Source organism: Runella sp. (assembly GCF_027484545.1).
Classification (GTDB): domain Bacteria; phylum Bacteroidota; class Bacteroidia; order Cytophagales; family Spirosomataceae; genus Runella.
In genome coordinates this window covers 17,072-36,496 of the sequence record NZ_JAIXST010000105.1, presented here as the reverse complement: position 1 = coordinate 36,496, position 19,425 = coordinate 17,072, and the positions used below count along the sequence as shown (strand labels likewise).

The window sequence follows — 19,425 nt, the reverse complement described above, 5'->3', positions numbered from 1 at the left end:
GTGGACTAAAACAGGTTTGCAACAAGTAGCTAATATTAGGGTCGCTTTTAAAAACAATCAGTGCAATAAAGTAACCGATTTAATAAAAATGGCGGCTTAATAAACTTGTCCTACACCCTTATGCAAGTTAGCCCATTTATTTTAAGACCACAATCCTTTTGGAGAGTGTCTGCCCGTCTAAGTAAATCCGTATAATGTACGTACCACCAGGCAACAGGCGTGGCAAAAGCGTCGATTTTTCTAATGTTATGATGTTGTTTTCCTGCATTACTATTCTTCCCAAACTGTCTATCATCTCAAATCGCCAAGGCGAAATCGTTTGACCCGTCACTTTCACCGAAATACCCGTTTCGGTAGGATTGGGACTAATAATCACTGATACACGTTCGCCGGAGATAAGTTCGATACCCGTGATAGTCGTACTTGGGGGCGTAACAATCACACCGTTTTGTCCCACCAATTTATCAGACAATTCGTTGAGATAACATTCCAAATTGGTATATCCCTGCGCGCCCGTAAATTTCTTAGAAAGTTGTATTCCGTTGTGGTCTTGTACATTCGGATTGAGGCCGTTCGCCGTTTCCCACTCATTGGGGATCCCGTCGTTGTCTGTATCAATAGGGGGAACAGGAGGCGTGGTAAAGTCGAGTAAAAAAGCATCATTAAAAAAATCGGAACCGTTGATGGCTTGCGGAGCAATGCTTTTTTGAGAAATCGGCGAAAGCAGGCGTCTATCCATCGGGTCGCGGGGAAAAGCGCCTACATATTTAGCTGCGTAATCGGGCATGTCCGTTGCGGGTGTCGGTGAAATCAACGGGAAATTATTCCGAGCCATCAATCGTTGCGCCGCGCCTAAATTGGTGTTAGGGGCATTGGCATTGAAATCGTCGCAGCAATAAAATAACTGATAATCTGAATATTGCGCATAACGACTCAGGCGATTGCCCGACACAAACAGGCGATTATTGGCATTCGACAGAAAATCAGTGGATGCCAGCGGCCCATTGTACGAATTGCGCACCACAGCATAGTTATTCGTAAAATTCATATTCAAACGGAAATTGGTGCAGTCGCTTCCTCCCGAAGTACAGGAGTTATACCACGTCTGAATCTGTTGGTCCCAAAAAAGGTTAGACGTAATTTCAATATTTAGCGGTGCCGAACTGCAATACGGCGACTCGCAGGAAATTTCGGGAAACCGCCCTCCAATTCGATTCCAAACATTATGGTGAATACTGATGTTATCTTGCGGGTAGTCAGAACGGGAATAGTTAATGAGCATTCCCCCCAGATTGAAATGCTCTCCCAGCGTTTCGGAAAGCATACAGTTTTGGATAGTGATGTTGCGGGAATGCGAAATTTGCACACATTCATCAATCGCATTAGCAAACGAACAATGGTCAACCATCACATTAGAAGCGCCATCAAGGCGCAGGCCATCGTCCAAAACGTATCCTTGGTTAGGTAATGTCTGTCCGGGTTTCGGGCGCGAGCGCAAGTGTCGAATAATGACGTTACGGGAAACGGTATTTTGCTCGTAGATTTCGTCTAAAATAATTCCTCGCACTATAATCCCTCCCGGAGAAGTTTGTCCGGCGATAGTCACATCTCCTTTAAAAACTTCGGCGGCGCAGGGGATAATACCGCTTACTTTGAACAAAATATACTTAGCACCTGCCTGATTAAGCCCATTTTGCAGAGAGCCCGGCCCCGAACAATTGAGATTTGTAACGTAGTAAACAGTACCGCCGCGCCCGCCCGCAACCAGTGCGCCAAAACCTTCCGCACCCGGAAAAGCAGGAAGTGTTTGGGCTATAATCAGCCCATAAACAAAATAAAAAGTCATCAGTAAAAAGCCTTGACGTATCATAACTTGAAGGAGGATAAGCAAAGTACAAATCTCCGATTTTGGCGGCAAAAAGACTGTTACAAAAACGACAAAAACTGGTATAATCGCGCCAAGCTACGTTGCTCGGGCATTATCCTGAAATTTGGAGGGGGTTTCTCCAAAGTGTTTCTTAAAAAGACGGGAAAAATAAGTAGGATCAGAAAAACCCAATTCGTACGCAATTTCAGCAATATTTTTAGAAGATGTCATGAGCAACTGTGCCGCTTTTTCCAGTTTTATTTTTCGAATTAAATCAGTCGGAGTAGTATCGGCTTCTTCCCTGAACTGTCGTTGAAGCTGGCGAAGGCTTACGTTGAAATATGCCGCAAGGTCGGAGGGCAAAAGGTCTTTTTGAAGATTTTCAGAAACAAAAAGTGTCGCTTTTGAAACAAAAATTTTGTTCACATTAACCTCCTTTTGTCCCACTACCTGAACCACTTTTTCCCGAATGACAAGGGGCTTGCTTCTCTGCAATCGAACTATCATCCAACTTGCTTCTACCAAAAAAAACCCAAGGAGTCCCCAAACGGCATTCCCCAACGCTAACCAGATTTTTTTCCAAACCGAGGCCTGTCCGTGTAAAATAGCTTTCGGCCATTTGTTGGGGAACCCAAAATCGTTGTTTCCCTCCATACTTTGAAATGCGTAGAAAGGAATGGCAGCTTCATCTGACAAAGGCCGAATGTCTACAAACTCGTCCGCATCGTTGAGACAAACGTCTATTTTAAAGCATTCATTCGGTTTAGGTCGTACGCCTAATGCCGCCCAAGCTACCTGAAATTCTATCATATAGCCTTCATCCACATCCGAATTATCGTTGACACTGCCCCGAAGTTTTGCTTTATAATCCATGACAAAATGGGCGGTAACGGTATCTTTAGGTACGCGAGACCTTTCCACTTTCATCAGAAATTTATCTCCGCCCCGAAACACCGTCAAATGACCTGTACAGTCCATAATCAACTGAAAATCATCATCATTCATAAAGACACTGCTATTATTTTGGGTATCTATGTAGAACTCTATCGCATCATTGTACATAATTCTGGGACTGCCGCTTTTATCCTGAGCAAGGTCCGTGAGATGCTTATCTTTTACCTTGAAAATTCCGTATAGATTCGTTTCATCAAAACCGAAAGCATAGCGGACTTCATTAGGAGATTTAACAAATTGTGCTTTTTGCTTAAACGTATATAATGGAGAATTCCAATCACGAGCGTCCGCATCAATATCAGGCGGAGTATCACGGTAATTGATTAAAATTTGGGCACCGGCCCAATTCCCTATCAGCAGAAATAACACATGCAGTACAAATAACTTCATCCCGTTAGCGTCTTTTTCTCTTTTCAAAAACACGTTCTGGTACCTTTTTGCAGGTTTTATAACGATGGCTTAGAAAGATGGTCAAAATTTAGCCATTTTTTCGTAAATCTACGCGTTAACCATCCCCAAATCCTAAACTCTATGCCCTCATTCTCCTCTACCCAATGGCCGCTTTGGCGGAAGGTTATCTTTCGTTTTATCGTCATCTATACCTTCTTTTACACTTTTCCTTTGCAATGGGTGGGCCAACTACCCATCATTAATATCTTAGGTGAATGGTACGGTCAAATCGAAAAATGGGGGGTAGAGCTGGCCAACCAATACATTTTTCACGTCAAAGACGTATTGATTTCCCCCGCGGGCAGCGGCGATACTTCGTATGTCTACGCCTATCTTTGCCTAATTACCCTCATTGCCGGAGTAGGAACGGTTGTATGGACGTTGCTTGATATGCGCCGCAAAAACTACGAACAAGGTTATTATTGGCTCCTTATCGTCCTTCGATACTACGTGGCTATGGTGGCTTTCCTGTACGGTATCATTAAGCTTTTTGCCCTGCAAATGACCTTTCCAAGTTTGAGCCAATTGGCAACTCCCCTTGGCGATTTTTCACCCATGCGCCTGTCGTGGTTTTTTATTGGGTATTCCACACCATACGAGGTTTTTTCGGGAGCGGCCGAATGTTTGGCGGGATTTTTATTGATTTACCGTCGAACAAGTACGTTGGGAGCATTCATTGCAGCCGCTGTTTTTATGAATGTGATGATGCTCAATCTTTCCTACAATATTCCCGTCAAGCTGTTTTCCATTCACCTTTTTGTTTACAGTACGATTTTGCTCGTTTCAGATGCCCAACGGCTGCTTGATTTTTTCGTGTTGAACCGAGCCACTGCTCCGGCCTCCACGTATCAACTGCCTAAAAAATGGATGCAAAACGGGCGTCTTTTGCTGAAAGTGGCGTTTGTCATTCTGTTCATTATTATACCTTTTTACAGTTCGTATGAAAGTACGCTCAAGCCGTTCAATTCAACTCCAAAGAAAGAACTCCTCACGACGGGAATTTTTGACGTAACGACTTTTGAAACCAACGGACGCATGGCGAATGATAGCCTGCGGTGGAAGGATGTCGTGTTTGACGAATACACAGGCGGGAGTGTGCAAACCTCTGATACCCTTTTTCGAATCCGCTATAATCGTGCTTATTTTGCCTATAGCCTCGATTCGTTGAAGCAAAACATTTCGTTTAAAAAGCGCACCACCGATAGCCTTTCGCTGTTTACGTTGCAGTGTTCTTTGCCCGATTCCAACACCGTATTGCTGAAAGGAAAAGTCCAAAACGACTCTTTACGGGTAGTATTAAAACGACGAAAACATCCATTTCCATTAGCCGACAAACCCTTTGATTGGTTACTGGAAAGTGTTCCTTAAGAGTTCGCCAATCTTAAAATAATTAAAAACAAAATCCTTGTGCAGTTGGCTCCTTTTTGCCGCGGGGCGCGCGCAGGCTGTGCGAGGAAGCGTTGGCAAAAAGTGCCCTTCTTTTGGTTACTTTTCTTGGGCAAGCAAGAAAAGTAACGGGCTCACCAAATAATATTTTCCAGTAATAGTTATCCGAAGCTTAAAATTACCAAACCCACTACTAATGAGACCTTATGTCTGAAATTACTATCCGCAACGACTTTCGCCCCGGCGACATGGGCTACATCATCTATCTAATTGGCGATATTTATGCCCGTGAGTATGGTATGGGCCTCCTTAATGACATTGAAATGGCCGAGTTTTTAGTCCATTTTGTCCAACATCAAAACCATGAAAAAGAACGGATTTGGATAGCGGAAATGGATCGGCAAATGGTAGAAACCATCATCATTTTTCAGGAAAAACCCGAAATTGCCCATTTGCGAACCCTTATTTTGCACCCTTCGGTTCGCGGACGCGGTTTGGGGCGGAAATTAATGCAGGAGGCCGTAGATTTTTGTCGTAAAGTGGGTTACCAAAAAATCAACCTTGAAACCTTTGACGAGCTGTTGGCCGCCCTGCATTTGTACGAAACATTTGGGTTTCAGTTTACGGGCGAACGGTTTCATTCCGAATGGGGACGCCCCGTGCGGGAAGTGCAGTTCGAGTTGATTTTGTGAGGGAATGAAGACACCCTGCAAACGTTTTCAAAAAAAATAGTGTTAAACCAAAAGCTAATTACCGACAACCACCAACGAATCCTCCTCGCCTTTGAAAGCACTTGCTCACCTCAACAAATACCTGGTCAAATACAAGTGGTACCTGATTTTGGGTACGCTTTTTACCATTATCTCCAATCTTTTCGGGATTCTTCCTGCGCAATTGGTACGCTATGCCCTTGATTTGGTGAAAGATACGCTCGACGTGTATTTTTTGTTCAAAGGCTCCGCCCTACAACCCGACCTTTACGACGTATTTGCGTTTACGATTCTGTTGTTCGGGATTTTGATTTTGGTCATGGCCTTGTTGAAAGGCGTCTTCTTGTTTTTGGTACGGCAAACACTCATCGTCATGTCGCGGCACATTGAGTTTGACCTCAAAAACGAGATTTATGCGCACTACCAAACGCTGCCGTTGAGTTTTTACCGCCGCAATAACACGGGTGACTTAATGGCGCGGATTTCGGAAGATGTCAACAAAGTGCGGATGTACGTCGGGCCTTCGATTATGTACGGCATCAACCTCATTACGCTGTTTATTTTGGTGATTAGCTACATGGTTTCGGTCAATGCCAAGCTTTCGTTTTACGTGTTGCTTCCGCTTCCCATTCTGTCCATCAGTATTTATTACGTCAACAGCATTATCATGAAACGGTCGGAAGCGTTACAGGCGCAGCTTTCCAGCGTTTCTACCTACGTACAGGAATCGTTTTCGGGTATTCGGGTTATCAAAGCATTTGTGCGTGAGCGGGAACAAATCCGCAATTTCGTCACCCAAAGCAACGATTACCGCAATAAATCGCTGAGTCTGACTCTGGTTGACTCGTTGTTTTATCCCTTTATCGTGATTTTGGTAGGACTCAGCAACGTACTGATTGTGTACGTGGGTGGTCACGAAATCATGGCCGGGCGACTAACTCCCGGCAACATTACCGAGTTTATTTTGTACGTGAGTATGCTTACGTGGCCTGTGATGGCCTTGGGCTGGACCACTAGCCAAATCCAACGCGCAGCGGCCTCGCAGGTGCGTATCAACGAGTTTTTGCACACCAAAACGGATTTGGTTTCCAAGAAAAATCTTCAACACGATATTCAGGGAGAAATCAGTTTTAAAGACGTTTCTTTCATTTACCCCGATACGGGTATCAACGCCCTCAAACACTTCAACCTCACCGTAAAAGCGGGGGAAACGGTGGCTATTTTGGGAACAACGGGTTCAGGAAAAAGCACCGTTGCCAATCTGCTTACGCGCCTCTATGACCCCACAGAAGGCGCGATTTTGATTGACGGCATTGAGCTGAAAGATTACAATATTCAGTCCCTTCGCGGACAAATGGGTTACGTGCCGCAGGATGTCTTTTTGTTTTCAGATTCCATCGCGCAAAATGTGGCCTTTGGCGCGACCAATATGTCTTTTGAGCGCATTGAACAGGCCACCAAAGACGCTGACCTTTACGCCAACATCAAAGATTTTCCCGAAGGATTTGAAACCCGCGTGGGCGAGCGCGGCATTACGCTTTCGGGCGGACAAAAACAACGGCTTTCCATTGCCCGCGCCATTGCCCGCAACCCCAAAATTCTGATTCTGGACGACTGCCTCTCGGCGGTAGATACCCAAACCGAAAACACGATTTTGACCAATCTCCAACGCATCATGCAAGACCGCACGTCGGTCATTATCTCCCACCGCGTATCATCGGCTAAATTGGCTGATTTTATCCTGGTATTGGACGAAGGACAGGTAGTGGAACAAGGCACGCACAATGAATTAATTGAACAAAACGGCATCTACAAAGAACTGTACGAAAAGCAGTTGCAGGGTGAGGAGGTGTAAAAGTTGCAGAAAACATGAGTCAATCTACGTGCAATACGTCATTTTTTGAGATACTCTAATATTGCAAGTATCCTGATCATTTTTATTAATTTTACCTGAATTTATTAGCATAATCGTTTGAGAATGGAAATATTTGGAACAGACACTCATAAAATAATTCACGGTGACGCTTTAGAAGCTTTAAGGACACAAGTTGCTGACAATTCTGTTGACTTGTTTTTTGCTGACCCACCCTACAACATTGGCAAAAATTTTAATGGCCACATAGAAAAATGGCCGACTGAAGAAGCCTATTTAGAATGGTGCTATGAATGGCTTGACCTCTGCATAAAAAAACTTAAACCCAACGGTAGTTTTTATGTAATGACTGCAACACAGTTTATGCCATATTTTGACATATTCCTTCGCAAAAAACTATCTGTTTTATCAAGAATTGTTTGGAGTTACGACAGTTCCGGAGTGCAGACTAAAAAATATTTTGGCTCAATGTACGAGCCAATTTTGTATTGTGTAAAGGATAAAGACAATTACACTTTCAATGCAAACGATATCTTAGTTGAAGCAAAAACAGGTTCAAAAAGAAAGCTAATAGACTATCGTAAAGCTGTACCGACAATTTATAATACAGAGAAAGTTCCAGGCAATGTTTGGGATTTCGCAAGAGTTCGTTATCGTATGGACGAATACGAAAATCATCCAACACAAAAACCGATTGCATTACTTGAAAGAATAATAAAAGCAAGTTCTAAAGAAGGAGATTTGGTCTTAGACCCCTTTTCAGGCACTTTTACAACCTGTGCAGTTGCAAAAGAACTGAACAGGAAATGTATTGGAATTGAAATGCAAGACGAATATGTTAAAATCGGACTACGAAGATTGCAATTAGCCAAAGAATATAAAGGGGAGAAACTTCAAAAAGAAATACGAACCTTTGAAACCGAAAAAATAGCAACCGTCCAAAACTTAAAATTATTTGAATAACCCAATGGAACATACATTCACGGCTAGTATAAAAGCAATATTAGACAACAAGTTTGGAAGCGATGCAGAAGATATTTACGAAAAGAGCCAATTACTTCAATACATAAATGAAAAAACTCGTTCAGCAAACAAAGGCTCTAAATCCAGAGGTAGCTTTGGGACATTATATTCGATGTATGTAATAATTGAAGATTACCTTACCAAAAAATTTGATAGCGAGGGGAAATATGCAGATTATGAAGGAGCAATATTTTCGTCCTTATTAACTCGTGCAAGAGAACTTCCTTTTGGAGGAAAAACTCAAAATCATTCATTTAATAATAGGGTTAATAAAGAATTTAATAATAAATACCATAACGAAATCCCAATAATACAAAACATAAATAAAAGGTATTGGATAAATGAGAATTTACTCAAAATAAAAATTGGAGAAAAGGTTTATAATACCGCCTCTGCTATACATTGAAATTATAAACGAATATGCAAAGACAAAGCAAGATTCTTTTCAACGGTTCATCACAGCTTGTGTAGAAATGCAAGAAGTTGAAAGTTCAAAACCAGAACAGGTTATTGAATTTATCAGCGGCTTACTTGCACCCAATGTTGACGCAAGACTTTTTGAAATTGTCAGCTATTCAATTTTGAAATTCTATTATCACGACCAACACATATTTTGGGGCTATAAAATTGATAATCTCAGGAAAGACAATTTAAAACTTTTCAAGACAGGAAGAACAAATGCCAATGATGGCAGAATTGATTTTGTTATGCAACCATTAGGGCGTTTCTTTCAAGTAACAGAAACCCTTGATTTTAAAAAATACTTTCTTGACATAGATAAAATTCAAAAGTTCCCGATAACATTCGTCATTAAATCAGACGAAGCTATTGAAAGCCTCTTGGGCAAAATAAAAGCTAATGCCAACAAAATTTATTTAGTAACTGCTATCATTGAAAAGTATATGGCTTGCATTGAAGAAGTAATCAATATTCCAATCTTAAATCAGCGTTTTGGTGAAACCATCAAATTAGGTTACTTGAATAATATTCTCAACGAAATTATTGCTCAAAGTAAGGTAGAGTTTAACTATACTGAAACAGAAGAACTTGATGATGCCGAATAAAACGATAGCACCAATTTTTAGCGCCGTCGTCGGTGAAAAACACCAACGACCTCATCCTAATGGCCGCTGACCAAAACCCTCCTCTGAAAAATTGGACGAATGAATGACAATGATACCAAACGACTTTCGCGGCTGATTGCCATCTTAACCCAATTTCAAACAAAACGACTGTTGACAGCTACGGAATTGGCCAACAAATTTTCGGCGTAGTTTTTTTGATGAAATAAGAAAAATGGAGAAAAAAGAAATAGAAACTTTTTGCCCGACAAGCAAACAGCAATGGCGACAATGGTTAGAAGAAAACCATCGTTCAAAACAAGCTGTTTGGCTTGTGCATTATAAAAAGAAGTCCGGCGTGCCCACCATCTCCTGGAGCGAAGCCGTGGACGAAGCACTTTGTTTTGGCTGGATAGACAGCGTCCGAAAAACGCTGGATAGTGAAACGTTCGTACAGTTTTTCAGCAAAAGAAAACCCAACGGAACATGGTCAAGAGTAAACAAAGAAAAAATCAGACAACTGATAGAGGCCGGACTCATGACACAGGCGGGGTTGGAAAGTATTGAAACCGCAAAACAAAACGGCTCGTGGACGATTTTAGACGAGGTAGAAGAATTGATACTGCCCCACGACTTGGAAATTGAATTTAACACCCAACCTGGTTCTAAAGACTTTTTTCTAAGTTTAAGCAAGTCGGTCAGGAAAGCGATGCTACAACGGCTGGTCCTTGCCAAACAACCCGAAACCCGACAGAAACGCATTAGAGAAATAGCAAAATTGGCTGCTCTGAAACAGAAACCTAACCGGTTTTAATGAAACAACAAATAGCACATATCGCCTTGGTCGTAGCAGATTACGACGAAGCCATCCAATTTTATACCGAAAAACTGAGCTTTCGCCTCCTGGAAGATACTCCTTTGAGCGAGACTAAACGCTGGGTTTTGGTGGCTCCGCCGGGTTCAACCGAATGCCGGTTGTTGCTGGCCAAAGCCGTGGGAGAAGAACAACTCAGCCGCGTCGGAAATCAGACAGGAGGACGCGTATTCCTGTTTTTACACACCGACGATTTTTGGCACGATTATCATCAATTGGTAGCTAAGGAAGTACGGTTTGTTCGTCCACCTTCCGAAGAAATCTATGGAACGGTAGCGGTATTTGAAGATTTGTACGGCAATTTATGGGATTTGATAGGACCAACCGCGTAGAGGCTGTTTACGAGTAACTTACATCCATTCGCATTTTTCTCACCACCTCGCCAATGTGCTGAATGGCAAAGTCGATTTCTTCGTCCGTCGTAAAACGGCCCAAACTGAAACGAAGGGAAGCATACGCCTGATCATCGCTAAGTCCAAGCATTTTAAGTACATACGAGGGCAAAACGGAAGCCGACGTGCAGGCCGACCCCGTAGAAACGGCGATGTCTTTCAAGTTGAGAAGCAGATTTTCACCGTCAATGTGTTCAAAACAAATATTGGTGAGATGAGACAGTCGGTGAGTTGCGCTCCCGTTTACGAACGTATCCGGTACGTTTTCCAAAACAGCACTTTCCAATCGGTCACGCAGTTGGCGCAGTCTTTCAGACTCGGTTTTCATCTCTTTCTGTGCCAATTCGCAGGCTTTTCCCAGCCCTACAATAGCAGGTACATTGAGGGTTCCCGAACGCCTTCCTCGCTCGTGACCGCCCCCGTCCATCTGCGAAACAACCTCAATTCCCTGCCGAACGTACAACGCTCCAATTCCTTTCGGCCCATACAGTTTGTGCGCCGAAAGACTCAGTAAATCAATCCCTTCGGCTTGTACATCAAGGGGCAATTTACCCACGGCTTGGGTGGCGTCGGTATGAAACAAGGCTCCTGCCTGATGCGTAACCGCTGCCAGTTCACGAATCGGCTGAATCACTCCAATCTCATTGTTGGCATACATGACCGACACCAAAATGGTCTCTTTCCGCAGAGCCTCCGCCAGCTGTTCAGGCGTGATCAGTCCGTCAGCAGAAGGTGTTAAGTAAGTAACTTCCGCCCCCAATTGTTCTAAATGATGACAGGTATCCAAAACAGCTTTGTGCTCCGTGGCTACGGTAACAATATGGCGTCCTTTATAACTCAATTTTTCAAATACCCCTTTGATAGCCAAATTGTTAGCCTCTGTCGCTCCGCTCGTAAAAACAATCTCTTTAGGATTGGCATTTAGCAATTTAGCTACCTGTTTACGCGCTTGCGCAACGGCTTCTTCCGCTGTCCAACCGTATAAATGGGTGCGGCTCGCTGCATTACCAAATTGTTCCGTAAACCAAGGCAACATCGCAGTAAGCACGCGCTGGTCAACGGGGGTTGTTGCATTGTAATCCAAATAAACAGGCAAACGCATGAAAGTCGTTATTTTTTTACGAAAATAACGAACCTGTTTTCAAAAACAAAACACCTGCAAAAACAGGGCTTATTTTGTAGTTTTGCGAAGTTGCCTTTATGAAAACTACGACTGCTGTACTCGTTTATATTTCTTTCCCCCTCCTCTTATTTTGGTGGGGTTGGTTTGATTGGTGGGTAGCTTTGCCCTGTACGGTAGCATTGGCTGCGTTTTTTTGGAAAGTAATTGGTCTTGAGAAACCAATCTCCCCTCCTCAACTACCTTATTATTCGCTCCTTATTTGTTTCGCTCTTGCCTTCGTTTGGACCTACTTAGCGGGCGTAGGCGGCTTTCGCCCCCAACATTTTGATTATTTTAAGCACAACCTGATTGTCAACAACTTGGTCCGTTATGAGTGGCCCGTTCGCTATTCGGATGGCACTTATTTGTGCTATTATCCTGCTTATTATCTCCCTCCTGCACTGCTCGCTAAATGGCTGGGCGGTATCAGTGCTGTTCACTTTTATGTTTTTGGGTGGACATGGTTGGGGCTGACTCTGCTTTTCCAATTACTCCACCGAATTGGCGGGTGGACATTAGTAATATTGTTTATTTTCTTCAACAGTCCCGAAGCCATTTTATTGATTTACGAAGCCTTCAAATCCCCACACACCATCGGCTACACACTCGCTGATTTATGGACCAACGACCATACGATTGAGTTAATACAAACGCCCGGCGGTTTGATGTTTCCGAGTCACGTAGAATCGTTTACGGCAGCTCCCCAGCACGCCCTTCCCGCTTGGCTGGCAACGGGAGTGTTTTTGGAGTGTCGTAATGAGTGTCAAGTGCAGAATTTAGAGTGTCGAGGTAGGAAAGGGTTTACTGTTTACTGTTTACTGTTTACTGTCTTATTGTATTGGTCGCCGTTGGTGGCTGTGGGGTTATTGCCATTTATTGTTTTTGATTATTTCAGGCGTGATCATTCAGGTAATTCCAGTAGCGAAAAACAACACTTTCACTACTCATTACTCACTACTCGCTACTCACTACTCCTTTTCATTTCTCTCCCTGCCCTTATTTTCTACGCTGGACACGTACCGCTGCACGACGTACAGGGTTGGTGGTCGAGCTTCCTGAAAACGCCCCATGAATATGTTTTGCTGGCCACTTTTTTGATGATTGAAATCGGTTTTTGGGGTGTTGTAATGTGGTTTCTGAAGAAAAAAAATGCCATTTCAAAGGAAGATTTCAAGCTTTCTTTAGCTGCACTGATTGTGCTTTTGGGGCTGGCGCTATATCGTTATGGGCATTTCAACGACTTGGCACGTCGAGCAAGTTTACCTGCTACATTGGTACTGTGTTGGGGTATTGGGAAGGGGTTGAACTCTCTCAAAATCACAGGCATTTATACCAACATTGTGATGGGGAGTTTCTTGTTTATTTGTTGTTTACTCCCTCTAAAACATCATTTACGATGGTTGACCAAACAACCTTACACTGCCATTGTTGATAAAAAAATCACTGATTTCACCCCCTACCCTATTCATTATTTAAGCCGTTATCATTGGGGAGAATTTGATGTAGTGGCTCAGTATCTGGGCAAAGCCAATTCGTGGTACCTCCGCTATTTCGCGCCAAAACTCCCACAAAAACCCAAGCAAATCACGCGGGCTTTTTATTACTGGAAATCCACTTTTGAACTTTCCGATTACGAAAAAGAAGCCCTCAAAAAATACGGAGCAACACGTCTCTACATCAAATTTTTTGACGTGGATTGGGATGTCGCCACGCGTCAGGCCATTCCCAAAGCAGTTATTCATTTCAAAGAAAATCCTCCTTTGGAGTTCGTACCCACCGTATTTATCACCAACCGAACGTTGGAAAAACTTTCATGGGGTGGAGTGGATGAATTGGCAACGAAAATTGTACAAAAGATAAGTCTAATCCAACCCTCTTCTTTTCCACCTGGGGATGAGGTGCAATTTGATTGCGATTGGACCCTTTCCACTCGCGCCAAATACTTCCGATTATTAGCCCAAATCAAACAAGCACTACCCTCTGCTACGCGTCTATCCGCCACCATTCGATTGCATCAAATCAAGTTTTATCGCACCACGGGCATTCCTCCCGTCCAGCGCGGAATGCTGATGTATTACAACATGGATGACTGGAAAAATATCCGTACTCAAAACTCTATTTTGGATTTAACGGTAGCCGGACGTTATGCAGATTATATCTCCGACTATCCTTTGCCTTTGGATGTTGTTTTACCCATCTTTAATTGGGCCATCCTTTATCGTAATGGCAGGTTTGTTGCATTCATCAACCATTTGAATCACAAAGACTTAGAACAAAACCAAACCTTCAAAAAAGCGCTCCAAATCAATCAATACATTGCCCTGCGCGACACGCTTTTTCGAGGACTTTCCATCCGTCGCGGAGACCGTTTCAGAATCGAAGAAAGTACCGTTGAAAACCTTAAAATAAGCGGCCAAACTTTAGCCCAAGAAATTCAAAATACAAAAGTTACATTTGCATTATATCATCTGGATTCGCTCAATTTTACCTATTATGAAAAAGATTCCCTTCAACAGGTATTTCAAACATTCCACTAAAACTGTTGCCGTTCTGATTTTACTTGCCTGTGCGAGTGGCCCCGCCGATTTGAACGAATTTACCAGCTATTTCCTTCCTGAAAGTGCTACAGTTCAGGAAGGTGACGGGCGGTATCACTACACCCAGCAGTTTTTATATTTGGACGAATACAGCGATTCACTTCAACTGGGTGAAAATACCAACGCCCAAGCCTGGGCCAATTATGCCGGTGTCAGCGAAGCCGTTGCTTACAACTACTTTTATACAGAAACTGCAAACAATACCCTTCCCAATCGGCTGATGCTCAAAGGCAACAAAGCTGCCGTTAGCTATCTTCAATTTGCTAAAGCTGTTGAAAAAGCCTATCAACCTGCCGTTCATTCATGGGAAGAAAGTTACAAAGATTCCTTGGTCTTAGTGGAGTCTTTTCAGACAGCGCGGCAGTTGGCGAGCACCACCACAGATGTATTTTTAAAAGAACGCTACGCTTTTCAAGCGGTGAAGTTAGCGATGATGAATTATCAGCCCGAAGACTGCCTTGAAATATATGAGACATTCATCCAACCCCTCAAAACCAAGACTTTTATCAGCGATTGGGCTTTTGCGCGCAAAGCAGGAGCCACATTATCTTTGGGTGATACCGCCAAAGCCATTTACGAGTTTGCCTTGGTTTTTGAACGTTGCCCCTCTCGCCGCCGCGAAGCGGATTTGAGCCTGCGCTCCAAAGGAATCAAGTTTCAGGAAAAAGCGCTGAGTTATTGTCAAAATGACGCCGAGAAGGCAGCTGTTTATGCCCTTTGTGCCATTCAACCGCTGGAAGATGGTTTACCCATGTTGAAAAAAATTGTAGAACTCAATCCTAAAAATAAGCTCATTGAGCTCATTACAGCCCGGGAAATCAACAAAAATGAATATTATTCACTCGGTGAAATTCCTTACGTAGAAGATACCGCCGCTTTTGAAAATCGCCGTGCTGAGTCCTCTACGTATTTTGAGCAACTCGGTGAATTCAATGCCAATAATGCCGAAAATAAAAGCCTGGGCAATCCTGCTTTTTGGTATACGGCCGCCTCTTACATTGCTTATGTGAACAAAAACTACGATAAGTCAGGTGATTACCTGACCAAAGCACAGGCGGCCTCCACTCAAAATTCGTACCTAAAACAGCAAATGTCCATTCAGCAAATGCTGTTATTGATTGCCAAACAAGATAAGATTACCCCTGAATTTGAAAATCAGGCGATTGGAATGTTGGAACAGTTTAGAAAATCGGACAATTTCCGCGTGGTCAATGCCTATACCCGCGCCTGTGGCCTCTTGGCTAAAATGTACCGTGGACAACCCTTGGACGATAAGAAATCGGGTGGATGGTTATCTGGGTGCAGTTCTAAAAAACAGGAGAATGCCGGCGGAATCCATTTAGCCAAAGCCTTTTTATTAGAATCAGCAGCCAGTTGGCAATCTCGCCCCCAAAACGCCGACGGCTACGCCTCCGCTTTTGCCACCAATACCGACCGCTACGCCGTAGAAGACAGTGCTTCGGCGGAATCCGTTCAGGAAGTATTGAAATACATTCAGCAGCCCACATTGGGGGATTTCGACAAACGTTTAGTTAAACTCTCAGGAATTGACGCTAACTACATGTACATTGTATTGGGACGAAAATACCTCAGCCAACATCACTATGCCGAAGCCGCCGAGGCTTTTGGGAAAGTATCCCCTCAAACTTGGAAGCAGGAGCCCTTTGCCACTTACCTTGACAGCAATCCTTTTTATATCAACCCCGACAACGGCCAAAATGCGGAAGAAACCGTCACTCCCGCCACCTTTGCCAAGCGAATGACGGAATTGGAAAAGAAAATGAAAGCAGGAGATGCAGAAGCCGCTTATTTACTCGGTTGCGGTGCTTACAATACGGGCTATTGGGGAAATAGCTGGATACTTTCCCAACGACAATGGAGCAGTGCAGAATACCAATACATGTACCCACCGCGTGATTTGTCAGGAGAAGACTATTTTGCTGCTACGCAAGCCAAGACCTATTTTGAAAAAGCCCTTCAACTCACCAAAAATTCCGAAATAGCCGCCAAAGCCGCCTTTGGAGCCTCCATGTGCGAACGAAATGCCTTTAAATTGTTCGAGGCTGCCGAAGGCCGTAATGTGGGTTATTCCGAAAATGAGCAAGCCGCCTTCATGGCCCGCATGAATGCAGAGTCTAAAAAAAGGCTTGGTGCTTACTTTGGGCTCTTAAAAAGCAAATATCCCACTACCCAATACACCCGCGAAGTGATTGAAGAATGCAGCACCTATCGGGATTTTATAGGTCAATAGATCATAATTGGTCGACTGTTTACAATAAATCGCAAAAAATTTTCAAGAAAAATACACTACTAAATCCCTTGATAAACAAGCCACTAAGTACTCCACCGTCGTTTTAAGCAATTATTTTTGCAATAAATTTTTAGAAAATAGTTGCGTTTTAAAATCGAAACTCCCATTTTTGCACTCCCAAATCACGGGAAGTACCGACAACGATGGTGATGTAGCTCAGTCGGTAGAGCAAAGGACTGAAAATCCTTGTGTCGGCGGTTCGATTCCGTCCATCACCACCTCAAAATCAGGCAGTTACGACCAAAAGTTGTAACTGCCTTTTTCTTTGGTAAACTATTCGTAAACATTTCGGATGTTTACGAATAGTGCATCGCGGCAATCTTGGATTCAGAACTATTTTGTTGAATCCGCTTTTTCAACTTACAAAGCTATAAATTTAGGCTTGCCCACTGCTTCTAACGGATAGTGCGAGCAATCGCCCTTTGTAAAACTCGCTCTAATGTGTTCCCGAATTAAGCCAGTATTACCGTCATATTCCAAATAGGCAGGACCGGTTTGATCCTCTGCCCAATTGGTTACAAGATTTACAAATAAACCCACTGCGGTAGAAGCTAATACTCCATTGGGCCATACTACTTGAGGGCGACCGCCTACTTTCCCATACTTTGCCGCTTCCAATGCAAGTTTCTTTTCCGTTAAAAACTGAAAACAACGCATACAGGCAGATCCAGGCATTGAAAGAATAACTTGACCTGACATTGAAAACGGAGAATCTTCCGATTGATGAACATCCATTCCTATATCAAGTAAAGGTATCAAGTAACGACGACATTCCGCTTCCAACTGATCTCGTTCGCCATAGGAATCAACTCCTCCAAACATTACATCACAAGAATGAATAAGTTCCGGACGCTGTTGCCATCGTTCGCTACAGATTACTACATTAGCTTTCGGATTTATTTTCTTAATTGTCCTTTTGGCAATTTTTGTCTTAGCCGCTTTATTTACAGCATCTGGCGGCCAAGCTCCGATTAATCGATTTAAGTTAGTTTCTTCAACAATATCTCCGTCAAATACCACTATATTTTTTATACCAATATGAGCCAACAGTTGCCCTATGTGAGAGCCGCCACCGCCATAGCCTACAATACCAACTTTAATTGTATCAAAAATTAAAGGGGAAGCAGGGCCGAGAAAGGATTGGCGATTGTATATGGCTTTCACAGGTAAGTATGTATTTTCAAATGAAAACAACATTGGTTTTCCAATAGCCGAAATAATTTTCGGCATTTGTAAACTAACAATACCCTTTACTTTTACGGCTGCATAAAAGGAGTCACGGCTTAGAATCAAATAGCCGTTGGCCTCATTGGGAGCAACATTACTCAAGCTTTCTACTACGCCAGATAAGCTCTTGATATCCGTGCGGCTTGGTGTAGGTATACCTCGATGGTCATGTATATGGACATGAAAACACCCGGTTTGATTTTTAAGTGATCTTTGCATGGCAGTCCTGATAGCGTCGGAATTAATTTTTGCTCCGACAGAATAATCATTAATGTAATGAGTATCTTCAACCGGAGTGTATTCGGTCGCAATAATCAAAATTGTTTTATCAGGCATTTCCACAGAGGTAGTATACAAGAAACCTACTCTCTCAAAAGCGAACGGGTGTGGTCGCCGCAAGTCATCAAGCATTTGTTGATGCAACCTTTGCGGAATACGAAAATGAATATCATTTTTCTTCATCTTGTTCGAAAAGCATCTAAGTGAACTAAAAGTATTTCTGCCAAGCTCTTTCCCAGCTCGGTTTGCCAAGAAATCGCATACCAGTTTTGGTTCAGTACCCGGATATTTCCATTCCAATTACGGGAAGGGCCACCGGTGATTGGCTGTGCAAAGAAAAGGCGTGAGTTGTAACCTTCTCTGGGGGTAGGGCACAGTAAAGCATCTACGAGCTCCGGCTGACACCCCTTCGGTAGCCGGAGATTTTCTATTCGGATATAGGTATAGCCTCCTTCGTCGGCAGTGCTCAACGAAGGGGCTATAAGCTTTAATCCGGCGATTTGATTATCAGGAAACGCCATTACGCAAACGATATTTTACGAGGAAGATCCGTCTCTTTTATGAGAAACAAACTGCTCACAACCCTTGATTTCGACAGAAGCATCATCTTCCAAAGGAACCAGTACATGCCCTGATTTTATCTGATCTAACTCGTCAGTAGCTTTAATATTACCAACTTTTTTGAGTTGAGCTACGCTGTAGGTGCCTCGTTTTACCTTGTGCTCAATAGCGTTAATCGTAATTACTACCTCAGCCTTAACGACGTAAAATTGTTCGACTTCGGGACGAGTCAAGTCGATACGAATCTCATTTTTTACTAATTCGTCCGAATAGGGCTTTGGAATCTTCAACCAGATTTCATCCTCAACTTCCACTCCACCAATTTGACGGAGTTCAAGCCCTGTAATGAACGGTTTATCCCATGAAAGCTTCTTGTCATCCAGTTGGTATTCCAGCGGCAGGCGAACATAGAACTTTTCGACACCTGGACGTGCCAAGTCAATGATCATTTCATCAGTGATCAATTGGTCATCCCATGGGTCTACAAGAGATAAAAACAACGCTTGATCGACAGGAACTCCGAAAAGCTTCTTAAGCTCTTTACCATTTGCATACTGACCACCCCAAGTAAATTTTTGATCTTGGAAGGTTACTGGAAGCGGGGTGGCAACTCCTGTGTCAACTCCCGCATTTGTGTTTGGTTTCATAGTGTATTAAATGAAATTGTTTCGATGCAAAGGTAATGACGTTTTGCTTGG

The 19,425-nt window shown here is 43.2% G+C and carries 16 protein-coding genes and 1 tRNA gene; 11 read left to right on the top strand and 6 right to left on the bottom strand.

The genetic code is table 11. The features are described 5' to 3' along the window. Positions 1-136: 136 nt before the first annotated feature. On the bottom strand, positions 137-1,870 hold the full coding sequence (locus Q0081_RS09560; protein ID WP_298351984.1) for a T9SS type A sorting domain-containing protein: 1,734 nt from the start codon (positions 1,868-1,870) through the stop codon (positions 137-139). A gap of 93 nt (positions 1,871-1,963) precedes the next feature. Then, positions 1,964-3,211, bottom strand: coding sequence for a helix-turn-helix domain-containing protein (locus Q0081_RS09555; protein ID WP_298351981.1), 1,248 nt, complete (start codon positions 3,209-3,211; stop codon positions 1,964-1,966). Positions 3,212-3,352: 141 nt separating this feature from the next. On the opposite strand from Q0081_RS09555, the gene Q0081_RS09550 reads away from it, so the two are divergent. The 8 genes from Q0081_RS09550 to Q0081_RS09515 all read left to right on the top strand — a co-directional run bounded on the left by Q0081_RS09550 (position 3,353) and on the right by Q0081_RS09515 (position 10,530). Beyond that, positions 3,353-4,639 (top strand): hypothetical protein, encoded by a 1,287-nt coding sequence (locus Q0081_RS09550; RefSeq protein ID WP_298351979.1) that lies wholly within the window; start codon positions 3,353-3,355, stop codon positions 4,637-4,639. Between the two features lie 224 nt (positions 4,640-4,863). Further along, positions 4,864-5,349, top strand: coding sequence for a GNAT family N-acetyltransferase (locus tag Q0081_RS09545; RefSeq protein WP_298351977.1), 486 nt, complete (start codon positions 4,864-4,866; stop codon positions 5,347-5,349). 91 nt (positions 5,350-5,440) lie between these two features. After that, positions 5,441-7,222 carry an ABC transporter ATP-binding protein gene (locus Q0081_RS09540; RefSeq protein WP_298351974.1) on the top strand — a complete coding sequence of 594 codons (1,782 nt, stop codon included), beginning with the start codon at positions 5,441-5,443 and terminating at the stop codon, positions 7,220-7,222. Positions 7,223-7,345: 123 nt separating this feature from the next. Further along, positions 7,346-8,203 carry an adenine-specific DNA-methyltransferase gene (gene yhdJ / locus Q0081_RS09535; protein ID WP_298351971.1) on the top strand — a complete coding sequence of 286 codons (858 nt, stop codon included), beginning with the start codon at positions 7,346-7,348 and terminating at the stop codon, positions 8,201-8,203. A 4-nt stretch (positions 8,204-8,207) separates the two neighbouring features. Then, positions 8,208-8,669: a hypothetical protein gene (locus tag Q0081_RS09530; protein WP_298351968.1), complete on the top strand. Its 462-nt coding sequence runs from the start codon at positions 8,208-8,210 to the stop codon at positions 8,667-8,669. 67 nt (positions 8,670-8,736) lie between these two features. Then, the gene (locus tag Q0081_RS09525) at positions 8,737-9,327 is read left to right on the top strand and encodes a hypothetical protein (protein ID WP_298351965.1); all 591 of its coding nucleotides are present in this window, start codon (positions 8,737-8,739) and stop codon (positions 9,325-9,327) included. A 232-nt stretch (positions 9,328-9,559) separates the two neighbouring features. After that, positions 9,560-10,138 (top strand): YdeI family protein, encoded by a 579-nt coding sequence (locus Q0081_RS09520; RefSeq protein WP_298351962.1) that lies wholly within the window; start codon positions 9,560-9,562, stop codon positions 10,136-10,138. Further along, the gene (locus Q0081_RS09515) at positions 10,138-10,530 is read left to right on the top strand and encodes a VOC family protein (protein WP_298351959.1); all 393 of its coding nucleotides are present in this window, start codon (positions 10,138-10,140) and stop codon (positions 10,528-10,530) included. The genes Q0081_RS09520 and Q0081_RS09515 overlap by 1 nt, the downstream gene beginning before the upstream one ends. Before the next feature lie 7 nt (positions 10,531-10,537). Here Q0081_RS09515 and Q0081_RS09510 read toward each other — a convergent pair whose 3' ends face one another. Then, complete coding sequence (locus Q0081_RS09510) at positions 10,538-11,692, bottom strand: IscS subfamily cysteine desulfurase (RefSeq protein ID WP_298351957.1); 1,155 nt, start codon at positions 11,690-11,692, stop codon at positions 10,538-10,540. A 98-nt stretch (positions 11,693-11,790) separates the two neighbouring features. Here Q0081_RS09510 and Q0081_RS09505 point away from each other — a divergent pair, with 98 nt between their 5' ends. The 3 genes from Q0081_RS09505 (at position 11,791) to Q0081_RS09495 (ending at position 16,878) form a co-directional block, all read left to right on the top strand. Then, on the top strand, positions 11,791-14,289 hold the full coding sequence (locus tag Q0081_RS09505) for a hypothetical protein (protein ID WP_298351954.1): 2,499 nt from the start codon (positions 11,791-11,793) through the stop codon (positions 14,287-14,289). Continuing rightward, complete coding sequence (locus Q0081_RS09500) at positions 14,246-16,600, top strand: hypothetical protein (protein WP_298351951.1); 2,355 nt, start codon at positions 14,246-14,248, stop codon at positions 16,598-16,600. Before Q0081_RS09505 ends, Q0081_RS09500 begins: the two co-directional genes overlap by 44 nt. A gap of 205 nt (positions 16,601-16,805) precedes the next feature. Beyond that, positions 16,806-16,878, top strand: a tRNA-Phe gene (locus tag Q0081_RS09495). A gap of 142 nt (positions 16,879-17,020) precedes the next feature. Here the strand turns inward: Q0081_RS09495 and Q0081_RS09490 are convergent. Genes Q0081_RS09490 through Q0081_RS09480 form a run of 3 tightly spaced genes read right to left on the bottom strand, consistent with a single transcriptional unit; the run spans position 17,021 to position 19,374 of the window. Beyond that, entirely contained in the window at positions 17,021-18,349 is a 1,329-nt protein-coding gene (locus Q0081_RS09490) for a ThiF family adenylyltransferase (protein WP_298351949.1), read from the bottom strand. Next, a complete protein-coding gene (locus tag Q0081_RS09485; RefSeq protein ID WP_298351947.1) occupies positions 18,346-18,687 on the bottom strand; it encodes a hypothetical protein in 342 nt (113 codons plus the stop codon). The genes Q0081_RS09490 and Q0081_RS09485 overlap by 4 nt, the downstream gene beginning before the upstream one ends. A gap of 15 nt (positions 18,688-18,702) precedes the next feature. After that, on the bottom strand, positions 18,703-19,374 hold the full coding sequence (locus Q0081_RS09480; protein ID WP_298351944.1) for a multiubiquitin domain-containing protein: 672 nt from the start codon (positions 19,372-19,374) through the stop codon (positions 18,703-18,705). Positions 19,375-19,425 lie beyond the last annotated feature (51 nt).

Bases quoted from the DNA above. Each gene is read 5' to 3' on its own strand.
- Q0081_RS09500 (WP_298351951.1), top strand. From the start codon at position 14,246: ATGAAAAAGATTCCCTTCAACAGGTATTTCAAACATTCCACTAAAACT.
- Q0081_RS09485 (WP_298351947.1), bottom strand. From the start codon at position 18,687: ATGGCGTTTCCTGATAATCAAATCGCCGGATTAAAGCTTATAGCCCCT.
- Q0081_RS09530 (WP_298351968.1), top strand. From the start codon at position 8,208: ATGGAACATACATTCACGGCTAGTATAAAAGCAATATTAGACAACAAG.
- Q0081_RS09510 (WP_298351957.1), bottom strand. From the start codon at position 11,692: ATGCGTTTGCCTGTTTATTTGGATTACAATGCAACAACCCCCGTTGAC.
- Q0081_RS09555 (WP_298351981.1), bottom strand. From the start codon at position 3,211: ATGAAGTTATTTGTACTGCATGTGTTATTTCTGCTGATAGGGAATTGG.
- Q0081_RS09480 (WP_298351944.1), bottom strand. From the start codon at position 19,374: ATGAAACCAAACACAAATGCGGGAGTTGACACAGGAGTTGCCACCCCG.
- Q0081_RS09525 (WP_298351965.1), top strand. From the start codon at position 8,737: ATGCAAGAAGTTGAAAGTTCAAAACCAGAACAGGTTATTGAATTTATC.
- Q0081_RS09515 (WP_298351959.1), top strand. From the start codon at position 10,138: ATGAAACAACAAATAGCACATATCGCCTTGGTCGTAGCAGATTACGAC.
- Q0081_RS09505 (WP_298351954.1), top strand. From the start codon at position 11,791: ATGAAAACTACGACTGCTGTACTCGTTTATATTTCTTTCCCCCTCCTC.
- Q0081_RS09550 (WP_298351979.1), top strand. From the start codon at position 3,353: ATGCCCTCATTCTCCTCTACCCAATGGCCGCTTTGGCGGAAGGTTATC.
- Q0081_RS09545 (WP_298351977.1), top strand. From the start codon at position 4,864: ATGTCTGAAATTACTATCCGCAACGACTTTCGCCCCGGCGACATGGGC.
- yhdJ (WP_298351971.1), top strand. From the start codon at position 7,346: ATGGAAATATTTGGAACAGACACTCATAAAATAATTCACGGTGACGCT.
- Q0081_RS09520 (WP_298351962.1), top strand. From the start codon at position 9,560: ATGGAGAAAAAAGAAATAGAAACTTTTTGCCCGACAAGCAAACAGCAA.
- Q0081_RS09490 (WP_298351949.1), bottom strand. From the start codon at position 18,349: ATGAAGAAAAATGATATTCATTTTCGTATTCCGCAAAGGTTGCATCAA.
- Q0081_RS09560 (WP_298351984.1), bottom strand. From the start codon at position 1,870: ATGATACGTCAAGGCTTTTTACTGATGACTTTTTATTTTGTTTATGGG.